General features: G+C 41.6%; 19 protein-coding genes. 18 read left to right on the forward strand and 1 reads right to left on the reverse strand.

Annotated features, from left to right (window positions below):
* Window positions 1-46 precede the first annotated feature (46 nt).
* The 16 genes from rfbD (at window position 47) to NNX04_RS13545 (ending at window position 15,166) form a co-directional block, all read left to right on the forward strand.
* On the forward strand, window positions 47-982 hold the full coding sequence (gene rfbD / locus NNX04_RS13470; protein WP_261946100.1) for a dTDP-4-dehydrorhamnose reductase: 936 nt from the start codon (window positions 47-49) through the stop codon (window positions 980-982).
* Window positions 979-1,521 (forward strand): dTDP-4-dehydrorhamnose 3,5-epimerase, encoded by a 543-nt coding sequence (gene rfbC / locus NNX04_RS13475; protein WP_261946101.1) that lies wholly within the window; start codon window positions 979-981, stop codon window positions 1,519-1,521. Before rfbD ends, rfbC begins: the two co-directional genes overlap by 4 nt.
* A 265-nt stretch (window positions 1,522-1,786) precedes the next feature.
* Window positions 1,787-2,848: a dTDP-glucose 4,6-dehydratase gene (rfbB, locus tag NNX04_RS13480; protein ID WP_261946102.1), complete on the forward strand. Its 1,062-nt coding sequence runs from the start codon at window positions 1,787-1,789 to the stop codon at window positions 2,846-2,848.
* A gap of 8 nt (window positions 2,849-2,856) precedes the next feature.
* Window positions 2,857-3,729, forward strand: a complete 873-nt coding sequence (gene rfbA / locus NNX04_RS13485; protein WP_261946103.1) for a glucose-1-phosphate thymidylyltransferase RfbA — start codon at window positions 2,857-2,859, stop codon at window positions 3,727-3,729.
* Complete coding sequence (locus NNX04_RS13490) at window positions 3,726-4,121, forward strand: sugar 3,4-ketoisomerase (protein WP_261946104.1); 396 nt, start codon at window positions 3,726-3,728, stop codon at window positions 4,119-4,121. The genes rfbA and NNX04_RS13490 overlap by 4 nt, the downstream gene beginning before the upstream one ends.
* On the forward strand, window positions 4,122-4,586 hold the full coding sequence (locus tag NNX04_RS13495; RefSeq protein ID WP_261946105.1) for an acyltransferase: 465 nt from the start codon (window positions 4,122-4,124) through the stop codon (window positions 4,584-4,586). It begins immediately after the preceding gene.
* Entirely contained in the window at window positions 4,583-5,710 is a 1,128-nt protein-coding gene (locus NNX04_RS13500) for a DegT/DnrJ/EryC1/StrS family aminotransferase (protein WP_261946106.1), read from the forward strand. Before NNX04_RS13495 ends, NNX04_RS13500 begins: the two co-directional genes overlap by 4 nt.
* Window positions 5,710-6,969 (forward strand): O-antigen translocase, encoded by a 1,260-nt coding sequence (locus NNX04_RS13505; protein WP_261946107.1) that lies wholly within the window; start codon window positions 5,710-5,712, stop codon window positions 6,967-6,969. The genes NNX04_RS13500 and NNX04_RS13505 overlap by 1 nt, the downstream gene beginning before the upstream one ends.
* Window positions 6,966-8,111 (forward strand): non-hydrolyzing UDP-N-acetylglucosamine 2-epimerase, encoded by a 1,146-nt coding sequence (gene wecB / locus NNX04_RS13510; protein WP_261946108.1) that lies wholly within the window; start codon window positions 6,966-6,968, stop codon window positions 8,109-8,111. The genes NNX04_RS13505 and wecB overlap by 4 nt, the downstream gene beginning before the upstream one ends.
* The gene (locus NNX04_RS13515; protein ID WP_261946109.1) at window positions 8,108-9,238 is read left to right on the forward strand and encodes an acyltransferase family protein; all 1,131 of its coding nucleotides are present in this window, start codon (window positions 8,108-8,110) and stop codon (window positions 9,236-9,238) included. The genes wecB and NNX04_RS13515 overlap by 4 nt, the downstream gene beginning before the upstream one ends.
* Before the next feature lie 19 nt (window positions 9,239-9,257).
* Complete coding sequence (locus tag NNX04_RS13520) at window positions 9,258-10,484, forward strand: hypothetical protein (RefSeq protein WP_261946110.1); 1,227 nt, start codon at window positions 9,258-9,260, stop codon at window positions 10,482-10,484.
* The gene (locus NNX04_RS13525; RefSeq protein WP_261946111.1) at window positions 10,481-11,680 is read left to right on the forward strand and encodes a hypothetical protein; all 1,200 of its coding nucleotides are present in this window, start codon (window positions 10,481-10,483) and stop codon (window positions 11,678-11,680) included. Before NNX04_RS13520 ends, NNX04_RS13525 begins: the two co-directional genes overlap by 4 nt.
* 5 nt (window positions 11,681-11,685) lie before the next feature.
* Window positions 11,686-12,921, forward strand: a complete 1,236-nt coding sequence (locus NNX04_RS13530; RefSeq protein ID WP_261946112.1) for a hypothetical protein — start codon at window positions 11,686-11,688, stop codon at window positions 12,919-12,921.
* A 12-nt stretch (window positions 12,922-12,933) separates the two neighbouring features.
* Complete coding sequence (locus tag NNX04_RS13535; protein WP_261946113.1) at window positions 12,934-13,887, forward strand: UDP-glucose 4-epimerase family protein; 954 nt, start codon at window positions 12,934-12,936, stop codon at window positions 13,885-13,887.
* 153 nt (window positions 13,888-14,040) lie between these two features.
* Window positions 14,041-14,574, forward strand: coding sequence for a type II secretion system protein GspG (locus NNX04_RS13540; RefSeq protein ID WP_261946114.1), 534 nt, complete (start codon window positions 14,041-14,043; stop codon window positions 14,572-14,574).
* Window positions 14,575-14,617: 43 nt separating this feature from the next.
* Complete coding sequence (locus NNX04_RS13545; protein WP_261946115.1) at window positions 14,618-15,166, forward strand: sugar transferase; 549 nt, start codon at window positions 14,618-14,620, stop codon at window positions 15,164-15,166.
* A 66-nt stretch (window positions 15,167-15,232) separates the two neighbouring features.
* Here NNX04_RS13545 and NNX04_RS13550 read toward each other — a convergent pair whose 3' ends face one another.
* Window positions 15,233-17,143, reverse strand: coding sequence for a polysaccharide biosynthesis protein (locus tag NNX04_RS13550; protein WP_261946116.1), 1,911 nt, complete (start codon window positions 17,141-17,143; stop codon window positions 15,233-15,235).
* A 368-nt stretch (window positions 17,144-17,511) separates the two neighbouring features.
* Between NNX04_RS13550 and NNX04_RS13555 the strand changes: the two genes are divergently transcribed.
* Both NNX04_RS13555 and NNX04_RS13560 read left to right on the forward strand, forming a co-directional pair.
* Window positions 17,512-19,062: a hypothetical protein gene (locus NNX04_RS13555; protein WP_261946117.1), complete on the forward strand. Its 1,551-nt coding sequence runs from the start codon at window positions 17,512-17,514 to the stop codon at window positions 19,060-19,062.
* A 392-nt stretch (window positions 19,063-19,454) separates the two neighbouring features.
* Window positions 19,455-20,789: a GGDEF domain-containing protein gene (locus NNX04_RS13560; RefSeq protein WP_261946118.1), complete on the forward strand. Its 1,335-nt coding sequence runs from the start codon at window positions 19,455-19,457 to the stop codon at window positions 20,787-20,789.
* Window positions 20,790-20,791: the final 2 nt, after the last annotated feature.

A 20,791-nucleotide genomic window follows, 5' to 3' on the forward strand; every position in this document is an offset into this window, starting at 1 on the left:
GCAATAACCTACGCACACGCCGCACAAAAACAGGCAACAAAAAGCAATGACTATTCTTATTAGCGGTGCAAATGGCAAAGTGGGTACGGCGCTAACAGCACAACTTAAGAGTAGAAAATTAGCCTATATCGCGCTTGACCACGCCCAGTTGGACATTACCAACAGCGCAGCCATTAAACAGCGCCTGCACGAATACCGCCCCAGTATCATCATCAATACCGCAGCCTTTACTCAGGTAGATATTGCCGAGCAGCAGCAAGAAGAAGCCTACAGGGCAAACGCGCTGGGGGCAGAACTGCTTGCACAAGCAGCAGCCAACCAACAAATCCCGATTATTCACCTGTCAACAGACTATGTATTTTCAGGCGATAAACCACTAGCGCAATCTTACGTAGAGGACGATGCAACAGAACCCGCAAGTGTTTATGGCAAAAGTAAACTTGCCGGCGAGCAAGCCGTACGCAACGCGAATGCCCACCATATTATTATTCGCACGGCGTGGCTATTTGATGAGCACAGCGATAACTTTGCCAAGAAACTCATTACGGCAGCCAAACAGCAACTCGATTTACCCAACCCCACATTACGCATAGCCGCCAACCAGTATGGCTGTCCGACCGACACAAGTGATCTAGCCAGCGCCATTGTCCACCTGCTGCAAACCTACGCTTCAAAAGCAACACTGCCATGGGGAACCTATCACTACGCCGGGGAACCTGCCATATCACGCCTCGAATGGGCACAGGAAATTCTGACCACTGCGCAGACACACGGGCTTATCACACGCCTGCCAATACTTGCCCCCACTACAGATACCTATTACATCGGTAGTGCGCCGAGGCCAGCAAACTCAGCACTCAACTGCACTAAAATCCAACAGCTTTTTGGGATAGAACCCAGCCAATGGCGCAATGGGCTCAGGCATTTAGTACAGACATTCAGTACAGACAATGAAATAAGCTGCAGCGATAAATCATCATGAAAATAATTAACACCGCTATACCCGATGTCATAATTATTCAGCCGCAACTATTTGAGGACGAGCGTGGATTCATTTATGAAAGCTACAATCAACAGCAATTTGAGCTTGCACTAGGTCAGCAGGTCAATTTTGTACAAGACAATCACTCGCTATCCTATAAAGGGGTGTTGCGCGGCCTCCACTACCAATTAGCACCTATGGCACAAGCCAAGTTAGTTAGAGTCACACGCGGTGAAGTGTTCGATGTAGCCGTAGATCTGAGAAAAGCATCCCCCACATACCAACAATGGGTGGGCGCTTATTTATCGGCAGAAAACCGCCAGCAGTTATGGATTCCCGAGGGTTTTGCACACGGTTTTTATGTGCTGAGCGATGTCGCTGAGTGCCTTTATAAAGCGACCAATCATTACGCTAAAAACCATGAGCGAATTATTGCCTGGAACGACCCGCAACTGAATATTAACTGGCCCCTAAACGGAGCACCGAACCTATCCGACAAGGATCGAAACGCCAAGATAATGACCAGCATGGATAATTAGCCCCTGCCGCATTAAAAACCGTCAACCCGCCACTGCAATGAGCCTACCAATCATTTTTCAACATTGAAAAACAGAGGTTCAAAAGCTTTACTGGCTGCGAAATTATTTAAACCTGCTAGAATGCGCCTTCTCAAATCATACCTTTCTGCGCTATCAATCAGCGAACTGCTTGCCATTGCCTATACCTATGGAAGTCAGCGCAAATACTGTGCGGGTAATACACCGCTCAAGTATGGATTAGCAAATTATCAGTGGGATCTAATCAATGAAGATTATTGTTACTGGCGGCGCCGGTTTTATCGGCTCAGCTGTCATTCGGCACATTATCAACAACACCAGGGATGAAGTAATCAACCTTGATAAGCTCACCTACGCCGGCAATCTGGAATCCCTAAGCAGTATCGATAGCCATGAGCGCTACCGCTTCGAGCAAGTAGATATTTGTGATCGCAACAAACTGGATAGAATTTTTAACCAATACCAGCCAGATGCCGTTATGCACCTCGCAGCCGAAAGCCACGTGGATCGCTCTATCGATGGCCCCGCCGCCTTTATTGAAACCAATATTGTGGGCACTTATCAATTACTGGAAGCCAGCCGCAATTATTGGAAGGACTTGCCGGAAACACGCAAAGCCGCCTTTCGCTTTCACCATATTTCCACTGATGAAGTCTATGGCGACCTGGAAGGGCCAGTGGATCTGTTCACCGAAACAACACCCTATGCGCCAAGCTCGCCCTACTCTGCCAGCAAAGCCAGCTCGGATCACTTGGTACGCGCCTGGCGTCGTACTTACGGCCTGCCAACGTTGGTAACCAACTGCTCCAACAATTACGGCCCCTATCACTTCCCCGAGAAGCTCATCCCACTGGTAATCCTCAATGCACTGGAAGCCAAGCCCCTGCCGGTATACGGCAAAGGCAATCAAATCCGCGATTGGTTATTTGTCGAGGATCACGCCCGCGCACTTTACAAAGTCGTTACCGAAGGCAAAGTCGGCGAGACCTACAACATTGGTGGCCATAACGAGAAACAAAATATCGACGTGGTGAATAAAATTTGTGAGCTGCTGGATGAATTAAATCCGGCTACAAATCTAAACATTAAATCCTACAAAGAACTCATAACATTCGTGCAAGATCGCCCAGGCCACGACCTTCGCTACGCTATTGATGCAAGCAAGATCAAACGCGAACTCGGCTGGACTCCGGAAGAAACATTTGAAAGCGGCATCCGTAAAACCGTTATGTGGTATTTAGCAAACCTGCCATGGGCACACCGCGTTCAAGATGGCAGTTATCAGCGCGAACGTTTAGGCACAAAATAGGAAGATATATGAAAGGTATTATTCTTGCCGGTGGCAGCGGCACAAGGCTTTATCCAATTACCAAAGGAGTTTCGAAGCAACTCCTCCCCATATACGATAAGCCGATGATTTATTATCCGCTCTCTGTGCTCATGCTGGCGGGCATACAAGATATTTTAATCATCACCACACCTGAAGATCTGGCGAGTTTTGAGCGATTATTAGGTGACGGTAGCCAATTTGGAATACGCCTACAATTTAAAGTGCAACCGAGCCCGGATGGATTAGCTCAAGCTTTTATTATCGGTGAAGAATTTATCGGCAACGATTCTGTATGCCTAGTCCTTGGCGACAATATTTTTTATGGTCAGGGCTTCACCCCTATGCTGCGTGAAGCAGCAGCGAGACCAAGTGGCGCCACTGTTTTTGGTTATCAGGTAAAAGACCCTGAACGCTTTGGTGTGGTTGAATTTGATAAAAACCAAAAAGCCATTTCAATCGAAGAAAAACCCGCAAAACCCAAATCCAATTTTGCTGTAACCGGTTTATATTTTTACGACAACGCTGTTATAGAAATCGCAAAAAACGTTAAGCCATCCCACCGCGGCGAGCTTGAGATTACCAGCGTTAACCAAGCTTATCTTGAACAGGGAAATTTACACGTAGAATTACTAGGGCGCGGTTTTGCGTGGTTAGATACCGGGACTCACGAGAGTTTGCTTGAAGCAGGAATGTTTGTACAAACCATTGAGCATCGTCAGGGTTACAAAATTGCATGCTTGGAAGAAATTTCCTTTCACAATAAGTGGCTTTCTGCCGATGCTTTAAAGAAAGTTGGCAACCAGTTAAGTAAAAATAGTTATGGACAATATCTTTTGGATCTGGCGGTGGAATCTTTATGAGTCTGTTAAAACATATAGATTTAAATTCCTTAGGTGATGAACGAGGTCAACTCACGATACTGGAAGCGCAAAAAAATATCCCGTTCTCTGTAAAGCGAGTCTATTACCTGACCAACATGAAGCATGATGTTCCGCGCGGCTTCCATGCACACAAAGAGTTAGAGCAAGTAGCAGTATGTGTGGCAGGAAAATGCCGCATGCTATTGGATAACGGACAAGCAAAAGAAGATGTGTGGTTAGATGCGCCGAACAAAGCAATTCGTATAGAGCCAATGGTTTGGCATGAAATGCACGACTTCAGCGAAAACTGCGTTTTACTGGTTCTTGCTAGCGAACACTACGATGAATCAGATTATATTCGCAACTATTCAGATTTTATTGAGATGGTATAAATGCCTCAAATACATGATTACTCTGATGTAAAAAGCATCAATATCGGAACCGACACCCGCATATGGCAATACAGTGTCATTTTTGAAAAAGCGCAAATAGGTAGTAATTGTAATATCTGCGCTCATACCTTAATCGAAAACGATGTGATTATTGGAAATAATGTAACCGTAAAATCCGGCGTATTTATCTGGGATGGATCGCGCATAGAGGATGATGTTTTTATTGGCCCTAACGCAACATTCACCAATGACGCCATGCCTCGCTCCAAGGTGTATCCCGATACGTTTAAAGGAATCACTGTAAAAAAAGGAGCAAGTATCGGTGCAAATGCAACTATTCTACCCGGCATAGTAATTGGTGAGTACGCCATGATAGGTGCTGGTGCAGTAGTAACTAAAAATGTCCCTGATCGCGCAGTTGTAGTAGGCAACCCTGCAAAAATTATTAGGTATGTAACAGAATGATTTCTTTCCTTGATCTTAAATCAATAAACGCCCAGTCCCGCTCTGAGCTTATAGATGCCTGCACACGAGTAATAGACTCTGGTTGGTATATCTGCGGCAACGAACTAACCACATTTGAAAAAGAATTTGCAGAGTACTGCGGTACAAAATATTGTATTGGTGTAGCAAATGGACTGGATGCGTTAATCCTGACGTTACGCGCATGGAAAGAGCAAGGAAAATTAAAAGACGGCGATGAGGTTATTGTTCCTGCCAATACTTATATTGCCAGCATTCTTGCCATAACAGAGAACAACCTCACCCCAGTGCTTGTTGAGCCAGACCCAGCAACTTACAACCTTTGCCCGATTAACACCAAAGCGGCAATCACCCCAAAAACCCGCGCGATTTTAGCAGTACACTTATATGGCCAGTTAGCAGATATGCCAAAATTAATGGATATCGCTAACAACCATAATTTATTGATGCTGGAGGATTGCGCTCAAGCTCACGGTGCAAGCTTCGATAACCGCAAAGCAGGAAACTGGGGACATGCTGCTGGCTTTAGCTTCTACCCGGGCAAAAATCTGGGTGCGCTGGGCGATGCAGGAGCAATAACCACTAACGATGACGAACTTGCAAAAACACTCTTTGCTTTGCGCAATTACGGCTCACATGAAAAGTATAAAAACTTGTATCAAGGTGTAAATAGTCGTCTGGACGAAATCCAAGCTGCCATACTCAGCGTTAAATTAAAATATTTGGATGTGCAAACACAACACCGTCGCCAAATCGCACAATTTTATATGGACGGGATTAAAAATCCAGCAATCAAATTACCTCTCGCAGAGGGAGCATCACCACTAACACTTAATAGCCATGCATGGCATTTATTTGTTATACGTAGTGAGGATCGAGATAATCTTCAACAGTTTCTTGCGGAAAATGGCATACAAACATTAATTCATTACCCCATTCCACCGCACAAACAAAAAGCCTATGTAGCATGGGAAAATCTTAGCTTTCCCGTCACAGAATCCATACACAAACAGGTATTGAGTTTACCGATGGGGCCAACATTAACTCAGGAAGAGGCGGAACAAGTGGTACAAATTTGTAATCACTTTACTCCTTTGGCTACATAATGACACTTATTAAAACAAGCCTACTCAATGGGCTAGCCGTAGTTATCAAAATGCTAACCCTCCTAGGCATTAATAAAGTTTTAGCTATTTATGTTGGCCCTGCAGGATATGCTGCAGTTGGCCAGTTTCAAAATGCCGTGCAGATGATTACAACCTTTGCAAGCGGTGCAATTAATACTGGCGTAACGAAGTATACAGCTGAATATCATCAGGATGAGGCAAAACAGCGCCTTGTCTGGGGCACCGCAGGGTCGATTGTTTTGTTTGGCTCGCTGATGACATCCATCATCATTGCAATCTTTAATAAACCGTTAGCCTCATGGTTTTTAAAGAGCGAGGATTATGGAGGTGTGTTTTTATGGTTCTCCGGAGCACTTGTTCTCTTCACTCTGAATACCTTACTCATAGCAATATTGAATGGAAAAAAAGAAATAAATCGCTATGTGCTCGCCAATATTTCTGGAAGTATCCTGGCGTTAATTATCACTACTATACTGGCAGTTTATTTCAAGTTGTACGGTGCATTAATTGCGCTAGCTCTATACCAATCTGTTTCTTTTTTCGCAACATTAACCTTTTGCTATAAAACCAGTTGGTTTAGGATTGAGCACCTTTTTGGAAAAATAGATAAAGAGATAGCATTAAACTTAAGTAAGTTTGCCGCAATGGCATTAACGTCTGTTATATGTGTGCCGCTGAGTCAAATAATTTTACGTGAACATATAGGTGAAAACTTCGGCTGGCAATCTGCTGGATATTTAGAAGCGATGTGGAGATTAAGCGGTGCTTATTTAATGTTAATTACCACAACATTAAGCGTTTATTATCTGCCTCGATTATCAGAGATAAGAAATTCTATCGAGATCAGATCTGAAATTATTCAGGGTTATAAAGTAATACTTCCCTCCGTAATAATCGGAGTAGTTTTTATTTACCTGCTCCGAGACTACTTAATTTTACTTTTATTTACTTCTGAATTTTTACCCATGCGAGATCTTTTTGCATGGCAACTGATCGGGGATATATTAAAAATAGGAAGCTGGATTTTAGCTTACTTAATGCTCAGCAAAGCGATGTCGTCATCCTACATCACCCTAGAAATAATTTTTTCGTTGTCATACTTGGCGCTCTCATGGCTATTCACACGAGAGTTAGGATTAAGTGGTGTAGTTATCGCCTATACAGTGAACTACCTGTTTTATTGGATTTTTGTGGCAATTGCCGTTAGAAAATTATTATTTGATGGAGTCAGAATATGATTAAAACATTATGCGTCTTTGGTACCAGACCAGAAGCGATAAAGATGGCTCCCGTTGTGATTGCACTTGCTCAAAATAAAAGTTTCGAGGCGAAGTTCTGTGTGACGGCCCAGCATCGCGAAATGCTTGACCAGGTTTTGGAGTTATTTGAAATAAAGCCCGATTATGATCTAAATATTATGCAGCCAGGCCAGGATTTAACTGATATTACGTGCAAAATTTTATCCGGTTTAAAATCCGTCTTTGCAGATTTTAAACCTGATGTGGTATTGGTGCATGGTGACACAGCAACTACTTTTGCGACAAGCCTGGCCGCATACTATCATCGCATTCCTGTGGCGCATGTAGAAGCAGGCCTCCGAACTGGTAACATTTATTCACCATGGCCAGAAGAGGGGAATAGAAAGCTAACAGGCGCGCTAACAAACATTCATTTTGCACCGACAGAATCATCTAAATTAAATCTTCTGAAAGAGGGTGTGCCGGAAAGTACTATTTATGTTACAGGCAATACTGTTATCGATGCCCTACTAAGTACAAGCAAACGCCTTGATGAAAATAGCGTATTAGAAGAAAAATTTTCTTCCCTTTTTAATTTTCTCTCACCACAAAGACGAGTCTTGTTAGTTACAGGGCACCGTAGAGAAAGTTTTGGGCAAGGGTTTGAACAAATATGCAAGGCGCTATCAGCCTTGGCAAAAAACAACCCTGATATCGATATAGTCTACCCCGTTCATTTAAATCCAAATGTCAGAGAGCCTGTAAATAGACTTTTGACCGGCATTTGTAATGTCTATCTAATCGAGCCTTTAGACTACCTACCGTTTGTATATCTAATGAAAAAATCTTATTTAATATTAACTGACTCAGGCGGAATACAAGAAGAAGCACCATCCTTAGGTGTGCCTGTTTTAGTGATGAGGGATACAACGGAACGACCCGAGGCTGTCACGGCGGGAACTGTAAAATTAGTAGGAACTGATGCTGACAAGATAGTTAGTGAAGTTGAGCTTTTACTCACAGATGAAGTTAAATATAAGCAAATGAATATGGCGCATAATCCTTATGGAGACGGAACAGCATCTGAGACTATTACAAAAATTTTACACTCCTCCTTGCTCAGCAAAACGAATATATTATGACAAAAACAATGAATAAAACCGTTCCAGAAGTAAAGGGACAAATTTTTTTTATACAGGCCTTACGAGCAATAGCAGCCGGAATTGTATTGCTCTGGCATTTCAAGCCAACAGTAACTGATGAATTTGAGTTGTCCCTATTAAATTTATTTTTTGCAAATGGGTTTGCGGGCGTTGATATATTTTTTGTTATCAGCGGGTTTATTATGGTTTATTCAACCGATTCACTTCAAGGAGGAAAACTTAGCGCTGTGGTTTTTTTAGCTAAAAGATTTACTCCCATTTGGCCGCTTTATGCATTTGGCACCATATTGTATGTGTTATTTTTATTAACTTTAGATTGGCTAACCATAGAAGAGTTAAAGCGTGCGGCCTTAAGCTTACTATTTTATCCAGTATTGCCTCATCCAACTTTAGATGTGGGATGGACACTTAACTTAGAAATATTTTTCTATTTATTATTTTCTCTATGCCTGCTAACTAATAGGTTTAGATGGACAATAATATTTTTCTACATCGTCATATTTTTCTTAATAAAATCAAATACTATTGATTATTTAGAGATTGCAAGCAAAGCTCCAGTTTTTTCTCTTTACATACAGCAAGCACCACACCCATGCGTACTCGAATTTTTTCTGGGTGCAATTATAGGTAAATTATTTCTATTAAATATTTCCATTCCAAAACATTTAGGGCTATCGCTAACAGCAATACTTGTTTCATTTTCTATCTGGCAATATTTAAGTGGATTCGCAGGGCGCCCTGGAATATTTGGATTTGGGCTGGGAGCTATAGCATTAGTGCTTGGCCTTGCAATAGCTGAAAAATCAGGCGCAGGATGGAAACCAAATTCAATACTCATGTGGTTGGGCAACATATCATTTTCTATTTACATTACTCACACTGTTATTGGTCTCTCAATAACAAGAGTATTAAATAATTATGGAATGAGCTCTTACACCAACAACATCGGCTACATTATATTTCTAATATTTATAATTCTTGTCTTCTCGTTCTTAACATATGAGCTTATAGAAAAAAGATTAAGCGCCAAGTTATCCAATATATTAACCAATACGATTATTAGTAGAAGCTCAAAAAAAGCTTCATCACCTAAACATTGCGTTTAATTACTTATTGGGCGCCAAGATGGCTACAATCAAAACCTCCAGCTCTCTCGTATATCAAAATCTGGCGCTTCTTTTCATATCTTTGATGTATATACCACTAATTCCCCCGTTAGCGGAAACGCAGCCCATTTTTCTTCTTGCACTAGGATTTTTTCTTCTTGCAATTAAGAAGGTATCAGTTAATTATTTCTTTGTTGCTTTGATATATTTTTTACTAATGTCAGCAACTGCCATATTGCAGTCACAGCTAGAGAGAGAGTTTGTTCAAGAGCTTTTTAAGTTACTACTTGTCCTTTTTTTAGCGTTTCTACTTTATAACTCCCTAGGATATGGGACAAAGTGGTTTTATAAATTTTTTATTCTTATTCACATATCTATAGCCGCTTTGACACTACTGGGATTAGGAGATTGGTTATCCCTTATTTTTCCTCGATATGTTAGCTTTGAAGGGGGAAGAGGCCTTTCATATCTATCAAGTGAACCCTCCTATGCAGCAACATATATATTTTTCATAACTCTCGTCTACACACTCGGCTTTAATCAGCGTTATTTTACCTCAAGGATGACGCAGATATTTTTATTGGGAATTTTACTAAGTACATTTTCCTTAATAAGCTTTTTTTACTTTTTAATCATCATGTTAATAAGCCTTTCAAACGTCAGCACCAAAAAGAAAATTTATGTCGCCTTAATTGCCGGCGCATCAATCATGGGATTTGTATTTTCTGTTGAGCGATTTGCAAACGAGTTATTTCCGCTAATTGAAGCAGTTTTCTCTCAGAGCCAGGATTATCAAGAATTAGCAATAAACTATCCTAGCGCCAGCACCAGGGTTATTCTAAATTCAGTAGCAATTCTAGATGGTCTCGACAGAGTATTTTTATTACCAGGGGATTCATATTCACAGGCTCTTCCGGATCTGTTAGACAGGTATGGATTAGAGCAAATTCTTATTCGGCATGAAGTTATTGGTGCGCTCTATAACGAGGGGGTTAATTTAAAACCCCAGGCATTATTTCCGTATATTGTGTATGTTTTCGGAATACTGTCCTTACCTTTTATTTTTTATCCTTTATACGTTTTAGGGAAAACTTTTCTATCAAGAAGCTATTTACTATTTATTGCTGGCATCTTTATTCTATTTTTATTCTATTTTTATCAGTCACAGTATGTAAATCCAATTCAACTGTTTGTCTTCATAATTATTGAAAAATTTGTTGCCGCAACCAAGAGGGCTGCCCATTGAAAATCGCCTTTTACAATCCTAGCCGAATTATAGGTGGAGCAGAAATTCTATTTTATAGATTGCAGTCCGAATTGAAGTCAAGAGGCATACAAAGTCAGATAATAGACTACTCAAATGGCGCATTCATAAAATTAGGTGGATCATCAGAGGATTTAGTTTCAATATCCTCCGTTCTGGAATCTTGCACAGTAGATTGCGATGCTATATTTATTCCTCCAAATTTTTCATATGAAGCGCTTTCAAATTTGAAATTAAAGAGAAATACTAAAATTCTGTTTTGGTCAATCCATCCACTAAATTGTATTCCTATTCTTCCCTTTAGATTCTACAAGGAGCTAAAGCCATATTCAAAAATTAAGAAATTTATTGATCTGGTTTTTCTCCGCAGCCAAATAAATTTTGCAAAGTCTCTTTTCAACATGGCGACGGAAAGAAATGCTCTTTTATTTATGGACAATGAAAATTACACTACCGCAAACCAATTTTTACAGGGGAATGCAAAACTGGCATTTCTCCCGATACCAGTTTCCTTCGAAGTGAAGCCCGGAAATTTTGAAAAAAAATTAAAGCCTAAGAATAAGTTTGAAATTTTTTGGATAGGAAGATTGGTTGATTTTAAAATAGGCTCGTTAAATCGATTAATTCAAGACCTGGACACATGGAGCTCATATTCCCAAACGGAAATTGTCTTGCATATTGTGGGGGGTGGAAAAGAAGAGCGCCTAGTTATAGAGCCTAAAAAAATCGCGATAGTAAGACATGGCCAAATTACTAACCAGGCCTTACAGAGTTTATTAATTGAAAGAGCTGATGCCGCCTTCGCCATGGGCACCTCAGTTTTGGAAGCTGCTGCGCATGGGATACCGTCTTTTATTGTTGCTCCTACCTATTTAAAAGTGGGCGATCCTGAGTCATACACTCCGTTGCCTCAAACGAAAAACTTCGACTTGGGCGGCTTTGAAAAAAATCCACAATCCAAATCTTTTGACCAAATACAGTTAAGAGAAAACATTCACTCTATGGAATTCAGGAATTCCTGTAAAGATTACGTAGAAAGCAATCACTCGCTAAAGAAAGTGGTTGACACCTTAATTTCTCTAGAGAAAAGCTCGACACTTTTCTACTCCGATATAGAGCATCAATTTAAACGAGACTTTTTAACTCGTCGTTTTTATTCATTAATCACAGGTAAATAAATTACATGAAATTGCTTTTTATAGGAACTGAGGTGGCTTTAAAAAACAGCCCGGAGGGAATCGTCTCTCGATCTATTATTGAAGGATTTATTCAAAACAATTGGACTGTTGATTTGATTTCGCCACACATGTCGATAAATCCAAGAGATTTTGGTATCAACCAACATTATACAATCAGTACAGGATTTTTATTTAATAAATTACAAAAAAAAATTTCAGGTGTGGAAGGGGGGGATTTCCTTAAAAAATGTTGCGGAATATTGGAAGATATTAATTTAGCTGACTATAACGTAATATTTTTAAGAAGTGACCCAGTATCCATTCACTCTATAGCTGTTCATATAAATAAGAAATATGGAATACGATGCGTTTGCTCTTTTGGAGACGTAGGCTCTGTGAATCCTTATTATTCTAAAATGGGGATTGCACAGCTACGTAAGAAAAATTTGGGGGCAATTGAGCGTGAAGTTATTGCATCCGGAAATATAATTACTCAAACTAATAGCCGGAGTATATCTTTATACAAGCAGAATGGTTTTGATGTTAGTAGATTTTTTGTTTTGCCCAACCCGATAGCACATACCTCACAGGGTAACTCCACAATACCGGTAAGCGAGTCAAATTATCCTAAAAATATTGTTGATGCATATAATAACATTGCGTCTTCAACAAAAGGTAAGCAGTATAATTTCGCTTTTCTAGGCTCATTGTATGGCGATAGAAAGCCAGACCAGATGTTTAAATTTTTCTCTCAATATGAAAATGTGTCCGTTCATATTTTTGGAGGTGTAAGAAATATTTTATATGAGAAAAAAGGTTTCTTTTATCGAATGCTGAAAGAGTCCGGGCTAAAAAAAATTAAAGAAGTTGCAGTAAAAAATTCGTTTAATAATGTGCATATTTGGCCATTCATGCCGATGCCTGTGGTAAGCAAATTGATCGATGAAAATTTTGATGCTGTTATTAATATAGATGCCAATTTTTCGCCAAACCCGTTTCTGTCATCAAAAGTTGTTCAATATATTAGTTATGATAAACCTGTCATTAATTTTAGCAACACAGGAGCAACTACAGATTTATTAGAAGAAGCGGGTATCACTTATTTCGTGGATTATCAGCCAACAATTAAGAATATACCTATTGAAAATTTATTAAGAACTTGCACTCCATCTATAGACATCAAGGATCGCTACACGGCCAAATCGATAGTTGGGAAATTTTTAAGTGAAATAAATTTATAACTGGAGATTATCTTGAATATTTTAATAACGGGCACCGGTTTCCTGGGTGAGTGTTTGACAAATAAGGTTTGCTCAAGCGCGAGGCATCAGGTTGTTACATTGTCACGTAAGTATAATCCGTCCATTAAGGAAAGTGCGTCCCAAAAAATTGTCGAAGACATTAGCAACCTTGCTGATGCTACGGAAATGCTGGGAGACATTGATGTCGTGATTCATACAATGGCGCGCGTTCACATTATGCTAAATAATGATAGTGATCCGATCGTTGAATTTAGACGAGTAAATGTGGACGGAACATTGGAGCTGGCTAGAAGAGCAGCAAGTAAAAAAGTAAAACGTTTTATATTTATCAGCTCGCTGAAAGTTAACGGAGAATCCACTAACGAGAAACCTTTTACCGAGCAGGATAAGGCGTTGCCTGAAGATCCGTATGGAATATCCAAAATGGAAGCGGAGGATGGTTTACGAGCTATTGCTGAAGAAACAGGCATGGAAGTTGTAATCATTAGACCTCCCCTTATTTATGGTCCCGGAGTTAAAGCCAATTTTCTTAAATTGATTAAGATTGCGGCCCTTCCAATACCCTTGCCTTTTGGAGCTGTAAACAATAAGCGGAGCATGGTATATCTTGGAAATTTAGTTGATTTTATCATCACAAGTATTGATCATCCTGCAGCAGCAAACCAGACCTTCCTTATTTCTGATGGTGAAGACTTATCGTTAACTTCCTTATTGAAAAGAATGCGTGCTGCCTTCAATCGGTCTCCACTTCTAATACCTATCCCAGTATTTTTGTTTAAATTTGCCGGGACAGTTACAGGAAAGCGCAATGTTATTGATCGATTGACTGGGAATTTGCAAATCGACTCAGCTAAAGCGCGAAACTTAATTGGATGGACCCCCCCCTTTACAATAAATGAGGGTATAGTGAACACCATTAACGCTTATAAAAACAAGGCAAAATAACATATTACATATTTATGCTATTTTATTTTCATCACTAGGATGAATACTTAGATTTTCTATTCGTTTTAATTATTTATGTAACCGGATTTATTGATATGCCCCCCTTTGTTACCGCAAGAGCAAGTGGGGTCCAACAAAGAGCCTCCCACACTTATGAAATTCCGCTTAATGAAAATCAACATTATGTCTGTTCCGCCCCTAAAATTTTGGCTTATTCTTTTTCTGATTTCTTTTATTTCGGCCTGTGAAAAAGGCTCCAATAAAACTTCCGATCAGATTATTCCTGTCACCCAATATCCTGCTCCTGAGATTAACGAATCAACACCTCAGCGTATTAGGGACTTAACCGAGATTATCTATGCACTGGAAAGATATAAACTAGACAATAGACAATACCCCATCAGCTCCAATGGCTACGATGGTCTTTATACGGATCATGGTGTAGCAAGCGAACAATGGATCAAAGGGCTGGTACCGAAATATCTGGAGAAACTCCCATCCGATCCACGTAGGACTGACTCCGGAAACCATCAATATATTTATCGCTCGAATGGTGCGAATTATAAGTTAATTACCTTAAACCCTAATGATTGTGAGCAAGTAAAAAAACTATTCCCCACCCTAATAGACCCACTAAGAGATTGTTGGGCTTATGGTTTTTGGACAAAAAATGCGGCACTTTGGTAGCAGTTGACTCTGCAGTACAAGATCTAATTAGGAGGGTTAATTTATGATAAGAGTTTTTGATTTTCTTTTTTCTTTTTTTGGAATACTAATAGGCATACCTGTTTTTATTATTATTTTTATTGTTGGTATGTTTGATACTGGCTCACCACTTTTCTTTCAGCAGCGAGTAGGGAAAAATAAAAAACCCTTTGTCCTGATTAAGTTCCGAACAATGACGGTGGATACAAAAGATGTGGCTAGTCATTTAGCACCAGCAGCTTCGGTCACGCCGCTGGGAAAGTTTCTGCGCAAAACAAAGCTGGATGAATTACCTCAATTATGGAATGTTTTGGTTGGAGACATGAGCTTAGTTGGACCAAGACCATGTCTATTTAACCAAACGGAACTAATATCTGCACGCGAGGCACTGGCAGTATTCAATGTAAGACCCGGCATAACCGGCCTTGCGCAAGTCAAAAACATTGATATGTCGACACCGGATTTATTAGCCAAAACAGATAGAAAAATGTTGGAATCGCTTAATTTAAGTGCGTATTTTAAATATATTTTTATCACCGTATTAGGTGGTGGCTACGGGGATGCTATTAAATAGTTTTAATAGCATATTTTACTTCACTGCTAAATCCGCTCTTAATAATTTTTTAGCAAACACACACCATCAAACAAGTCTCAACTTGTTGCTCTTCTCTTTTTTTGCCCAAACTGAATCATTTAATGATTCAGTTGAGCGATATCCTGCAGGAGCAGCCAGTAAAATACTTTTTACGTCATCGCACTTATAACTGTCACATGCTATTGCAAGGGCAGAAATCAGAGACTCTGTTTCTGGCCAGTTCAAACACACTTCTTGCGCAGACATAATTCTTGAATGCTCGGTACCGCTTACATTATCGCCAATTAACAACTCTTCATAAAGTTTTTCACCAGGACGCAAGCCGGTGTATTCAATTGCAATATCACCATCTGGATGCGCCTCATCTTTAATTTCCAAACCAGATAAATGGATCATACGTCGCGCAAGGTCGACAATTTTTACTGGGTCACCCATATCCAATACAAATACATCACCACCCAACCCCATTGAACCAGCTTGAATTACCAACTCCGCAGCTTCGGGAATTGTCATAAAGTAACGAATAATATCCGGGTGAGTAACAGTTACAGGGCCGCCTGCCTTAATCTGTTTGCGAAACAAAGGAACAACAGACCCAGACGAGCCCAGCACGTTACCAAAGCGAACCATAGTAAAGCGGGTTGTTTTTTGGCGCTGCGCCAGTGCCTGTAATACAAGCTCTGCCATACGCTTGGTAGCACCCATAATATTGGTTGGGCGCACGGCTTTATCTGTTGAGATAAGCACAAAAGATTCAACCTTGGCAGCAATGGCGGCCTCCGCGCAGTACCAGGTTCCAAATATATTATTGCGCACCCCCTCAACAATATTATGTTCCACCAGAGGAACGTGTTTATAAGCAGCGGCGTGATAAACGGTTTGTACAGCAAAGGTGCTCATTACAGACTCAAGGCGCTCTCTGTTTTGCACTGAGCCCAACAAGGGCACTAACTCTATTTCCTGACCACGCATTTCACTGCGCAGTTCGTGCTCTATGCTGTAGAGCGCGTACTCATTAAGCTCAAATAAAATAAGAATTTTGGGGCGCTGCTTAACAATTTGCCGGCACAACTCAGAGCCAATTGAGCCGCCGGCACCCGTGACCATAACAATTTTATTTTCTATGCAGGCATGCATAAGCTTGGGGTTTGGTTTAACGGGATCACGCCCTAACAGGTCTTCTATATCTACATCTTTAATTTGTTCGATTTTGGTTTTGCCGCTAAGAATATCGCCAACGGCGGGAACTGTTTGCACTTCAATAGCCAAGGGCTCCAACTTTTTCAACACTGCCGCGCGCGCGGCATGGCTTGCACTGCCCAGCGCCAACAAGACTTTTTCTGCATTTTTATTTTGCAACAATTGTGGCAGTGAATGAGCGCCGTAAACTTTAATACCTGCTACGGTAGTTCGATGCAATAAGGGGTTGTCATCTATAAAACCTACCACCTTATAAGGGGTTGCCTGTAAGGCTACAGCTAATTGGTGACCGGTATGACCGGCACCGTAGATGAATACAGAAGTTGTTCTGTCTGCAACCCGGTGATTGAGCATCTGGACAATGCTGCGTACCAACAGCCTGGGCGTACCGATAGTGATAAAAAGCAATAGAGAATAAATAAAGGGAACAGAACGCGGCACATAGGAATTTACATAAAAACTGACGATTGCTAAGACTAAACCTGAAACACAGGCACAAATACCAATTGTGATCATTGCCTGTGTAGACATATAGCGTAATACCGCTCTATACATTCCCAGCCGAATGAATATAAACAGACTGATAGCAATGGTGATGCTTATAGTAAACACCTCTTTGCTCTGAATTGGCGGTACCAATGTACCTAACCGCATACAGCTGGCCAAATAATAGGCGGCAGCCATGGCTAGCGCATCAAAACTGACACATAGGAAGCGTTTAATTATTCGCGGGGCGTTAAATAATGCGTGAATCATATAGTTCCTGCCTTAATGCGGTATCCATACTGGCGCTGAATTCTTTGAATAAACCGAACATTTATAGTAGAAGAAAGGTTTTCTGGAATCTTAACTTAACAAACTGGAAGCAACTGTAAATATATGCACCAAGACCAAAGTAGTCAGCTGTTTCACTGTGGGAATCTGCGACTCAATATTGTTTCGCAACTCAAGGGAAACCCCATAAAAGGGGCGAACTATACCGACAAGCTGAAAAGTTTTGAAATACTATTTTAGTGGTAATATGCCGTCATTAAATCGATCTTGGACTAGCGCTACCGCGTAATTTGCAAAGGATTAGCAATATAGCAACTTTCCCCCTAATCCAGCCCCTTAAGGAGCTCATCTTGTCACAGAACAACCCAGCGCCAATAAACACAAATAGCACCTATGATAAAGATGACGAAATAGACCTTCTTGGTTTGTTGCGCGCATTGCTAAAAACCTGGAAGGTTTGGTTTGTTGCTTTAGTCCTTGTATCAGCCATATTTGGCGCCGTTAAAGCGATACAAACGCTCGCGACAACACCAGAAACCGTTTACAGCAAACCTATTCGGCTGACATTTCCTAATGCTCACTTGCAACAATTCCCCAGCGGCGCGAAATTTGCGCATAGCGATATAATTGCTCCTGCAATCGCACAGCAAGTATTTGAACGCAATAATTTAAGCGCTTATGGACTAAAGATCTCTGACTTTCAGCGTGGTTTGAGCGCGACCCCCTATTCCCCCACTTATCCGTTGATTATTGAACGCTACAGTCGTCGCCTGAGCGACAAACGACTCACGGTAGAGAATATCGCCGACCTGCAAAAACAAATGGATGAAGAAATTGTGCAAGCGACTGCTGGTGAAGTGCTCATCAGCTGGCGCCTAGATAAGCACGTGATCCCGATAGGTGTCGCTGAAAAAGTTCTAGCCGACCTACCTGCTCTTTGGGCAGAAAAAGCAATCAAAGAGAAGGGCGTTCTTGAAATACAAGCCCATTTAACAACAGCTAAATCATTGAACCTAACCCTTATAAAAGAAGAAGAGCTGCTGATTGCCGGGGATATATTGACCGATAAAATTAATCTACTAAGGGGCAATATTAACGAGCTGAGCCAGTTTGAAGGCTCTCAAACCATCGCCGACCCCAAAACTGGTATGCGCTTAAATGATCTTAATAACGCTCTGGATGACTTGAGCAACTATGATATTGCCAGTGTTTTAGCCTCTATTCGCATACAGGGTTTAAGCAACTTTCCAGAACTGTCTAAGTATTATTACACCGACAAACTGAACCGCTTAAATATCAAACTCAAAGGCCTTGAGTATGAAGCGTCATCGGTGCGAGACTCCTATCGCCAACCTAACACCAGTGCTGGTTTAGGCGCTGATGGAAATACCAATAACCAGATGCTAGCTCCCCAGCTTAACAGTGACATACTTGACAAGCTGGCCAGTCTTTCCGGTGATCTGGAGCGTGAAAAGTACAACCAACAACTCAACCAAAGGTGGTTAAGCCTAACCAGACAAATCAGCACGGTTAAAAGCACTATTGCTGAGACCGAACAGTTACTAGCGGCAATCAAACATCCTACCAATGCAAATCCAGGCGCTATCGAAGCACTTGCGCAGGCAAAAGCACGCCTACCTGGAATTCTAAATCAACTGACTGAGTATTTTGATGTTTCAGAGCGAATTGCCTCTCAAATGCGTACCGAACTAGTGGGAATCAAGGATGAATTGTTTGTACCTGTTTCTAATTCTGTATTGGAAAACAAAACATCTATTAGTATAAAAGAACTACTAATAACCTGGATTGCCTTGATGTTTTTGACAAGCGTACTAGTGATACCAACCTGTATGATTCGCAATGCATTGAAGGCAAAAAGCCTACAGCAAACTAATCTGTAATAATTCGCCAATCACATATGCACGCTTTGGATAGTTGTTAGTTCTGAAGCGTGCTTATTAATTTATACGCCCTACCATTTCAGTGTGACCTTATGAATTCTTCTGCACGGAACATTTGAAATATCAAATGCCAAAAAATAATAACAGCTGCACACCAATTACTATGACCGTATTTCTAACCTAACTATACTTCCTAGGCTTTACTCAACACTTTCGAGCTTCTCAAAATACACCTCGTCAAAGCTATTCTTTTTATCCAATAATCAATTGTCCGATTGCACACATATAGAACGACCAACCGCGCCAATACTGCTAACCTTAGAGCGGCGATAAAAACAAAAGCAGCGCCAATAGGCAAGGTAATTCTCTACTCTAAATGATTATGCCAATCCATGAATGACAAGCGTTTCAATTCCATATTGCTGCTCGCCATAGCCGCCACGCTTATCGCGCTGTTATTACAGCAATATCTACCGCAAAAACGCCTGACCCTCTTACCTAGCAACACCCCCAGTTATTTTTTTCATGCCGGCCCAGGTGGGGATGGATCCCCAGCGGCATTTTGGGTGGATGAACGCAAGCTTCACTGGCGCTGTACATTTCCCCGTGAAGTCTCAGCCCCCTATTTCCCTTGCAGCTTCAACTTACTGCTGACCAATGACGGGCTGCAGGGAACCGATTTATCAGGCTACTCATACCTGAATGTCAAACTGAGGGTGATCGGCAAATCGCGCAAAATTCGCTTTGCAATGCGCAATTTCAACCCCGCCTATTCCACACCGGAGGATGCCAACAGCGGCAAGTTTATCTCCGTCAATATCCCTGTCGGCGACCTGCAAGGTGAGACGCGTATTGAGCTGAGTGAGTTCAAGGTGGCCGACTGGTGGTTGGATCAACTCAACATTCCCCGCATCCATGCACAGCCCGAGCGCAGCAATATTACTACCCTGGGTATTGATTACGCCGAGGGTATGGAACCGGGTAACTACGACATGATCATCGAGAAAATTGAATTTGTGGGTGAGTGGGTGAGTGCGGAGACCTGGTATTTAGCGATTCTCACTGCTTGGCTGCTGGGTATTTTTAGCTACGCCATCATCCATTTAATCCGCCTGCGCGAGCAGTCACGCCACGATGTACAGGTGATCAATACCCTTAACCAATACACTACTGAACTGCGCCGCGAAACCGACAAGTTCCGCCGTTTGTCTACCGTCGACCCACTGACCCAAGCCTACAACCGCTTTGGTATTGACCAGATTGTCAGCACTATGATCGCGCTGAATGAACGCGAAAACGGTGCCGGCACGAATCCGGATTTTGCCTTGATCCTGATCGATATAGATCACTTCAAGCGCATCAATGATCGGCGCGGCCACGACACTGGCGACCGGGTTTTACAAGCAGTGGCCACCATTATCGCCAAAGCCATCGGCCGCAAGGATTATCTTGGCCGCTGGGGCGGTGAAGAATTTATTGTGCTGCTACCCAATAAACGCAAGGAATTTGCTATCGCCATGGCGGAGAAAATCCGCCTGTCAATTGATGGAACCCTATTTGAACCGGACAACCCACTCGCGGTAACTGCCAGTTTTGGGGTGAGCGACCGCTTGCCGGGAGAAGAGTTTAATGACACCTTCAAGCGCGCCGATATAGCGCTCTATCAAGCCAAAGCCCAAGGCCGCAACTGTTCAGTGATGGCAAGCGATCGCCTTGATGACCACTGAGT

The sequence above is a fragment of the Cellvibrio sp. QJXJ genome (assembly GCF_024452345.1).
Taxonomy (GTDB): domain Bacteria; phylum Pseudomonadota; class Gammaproteobacteria; order Pseudomonadales; family Cellvibrionaceae; genus Cellvibrio.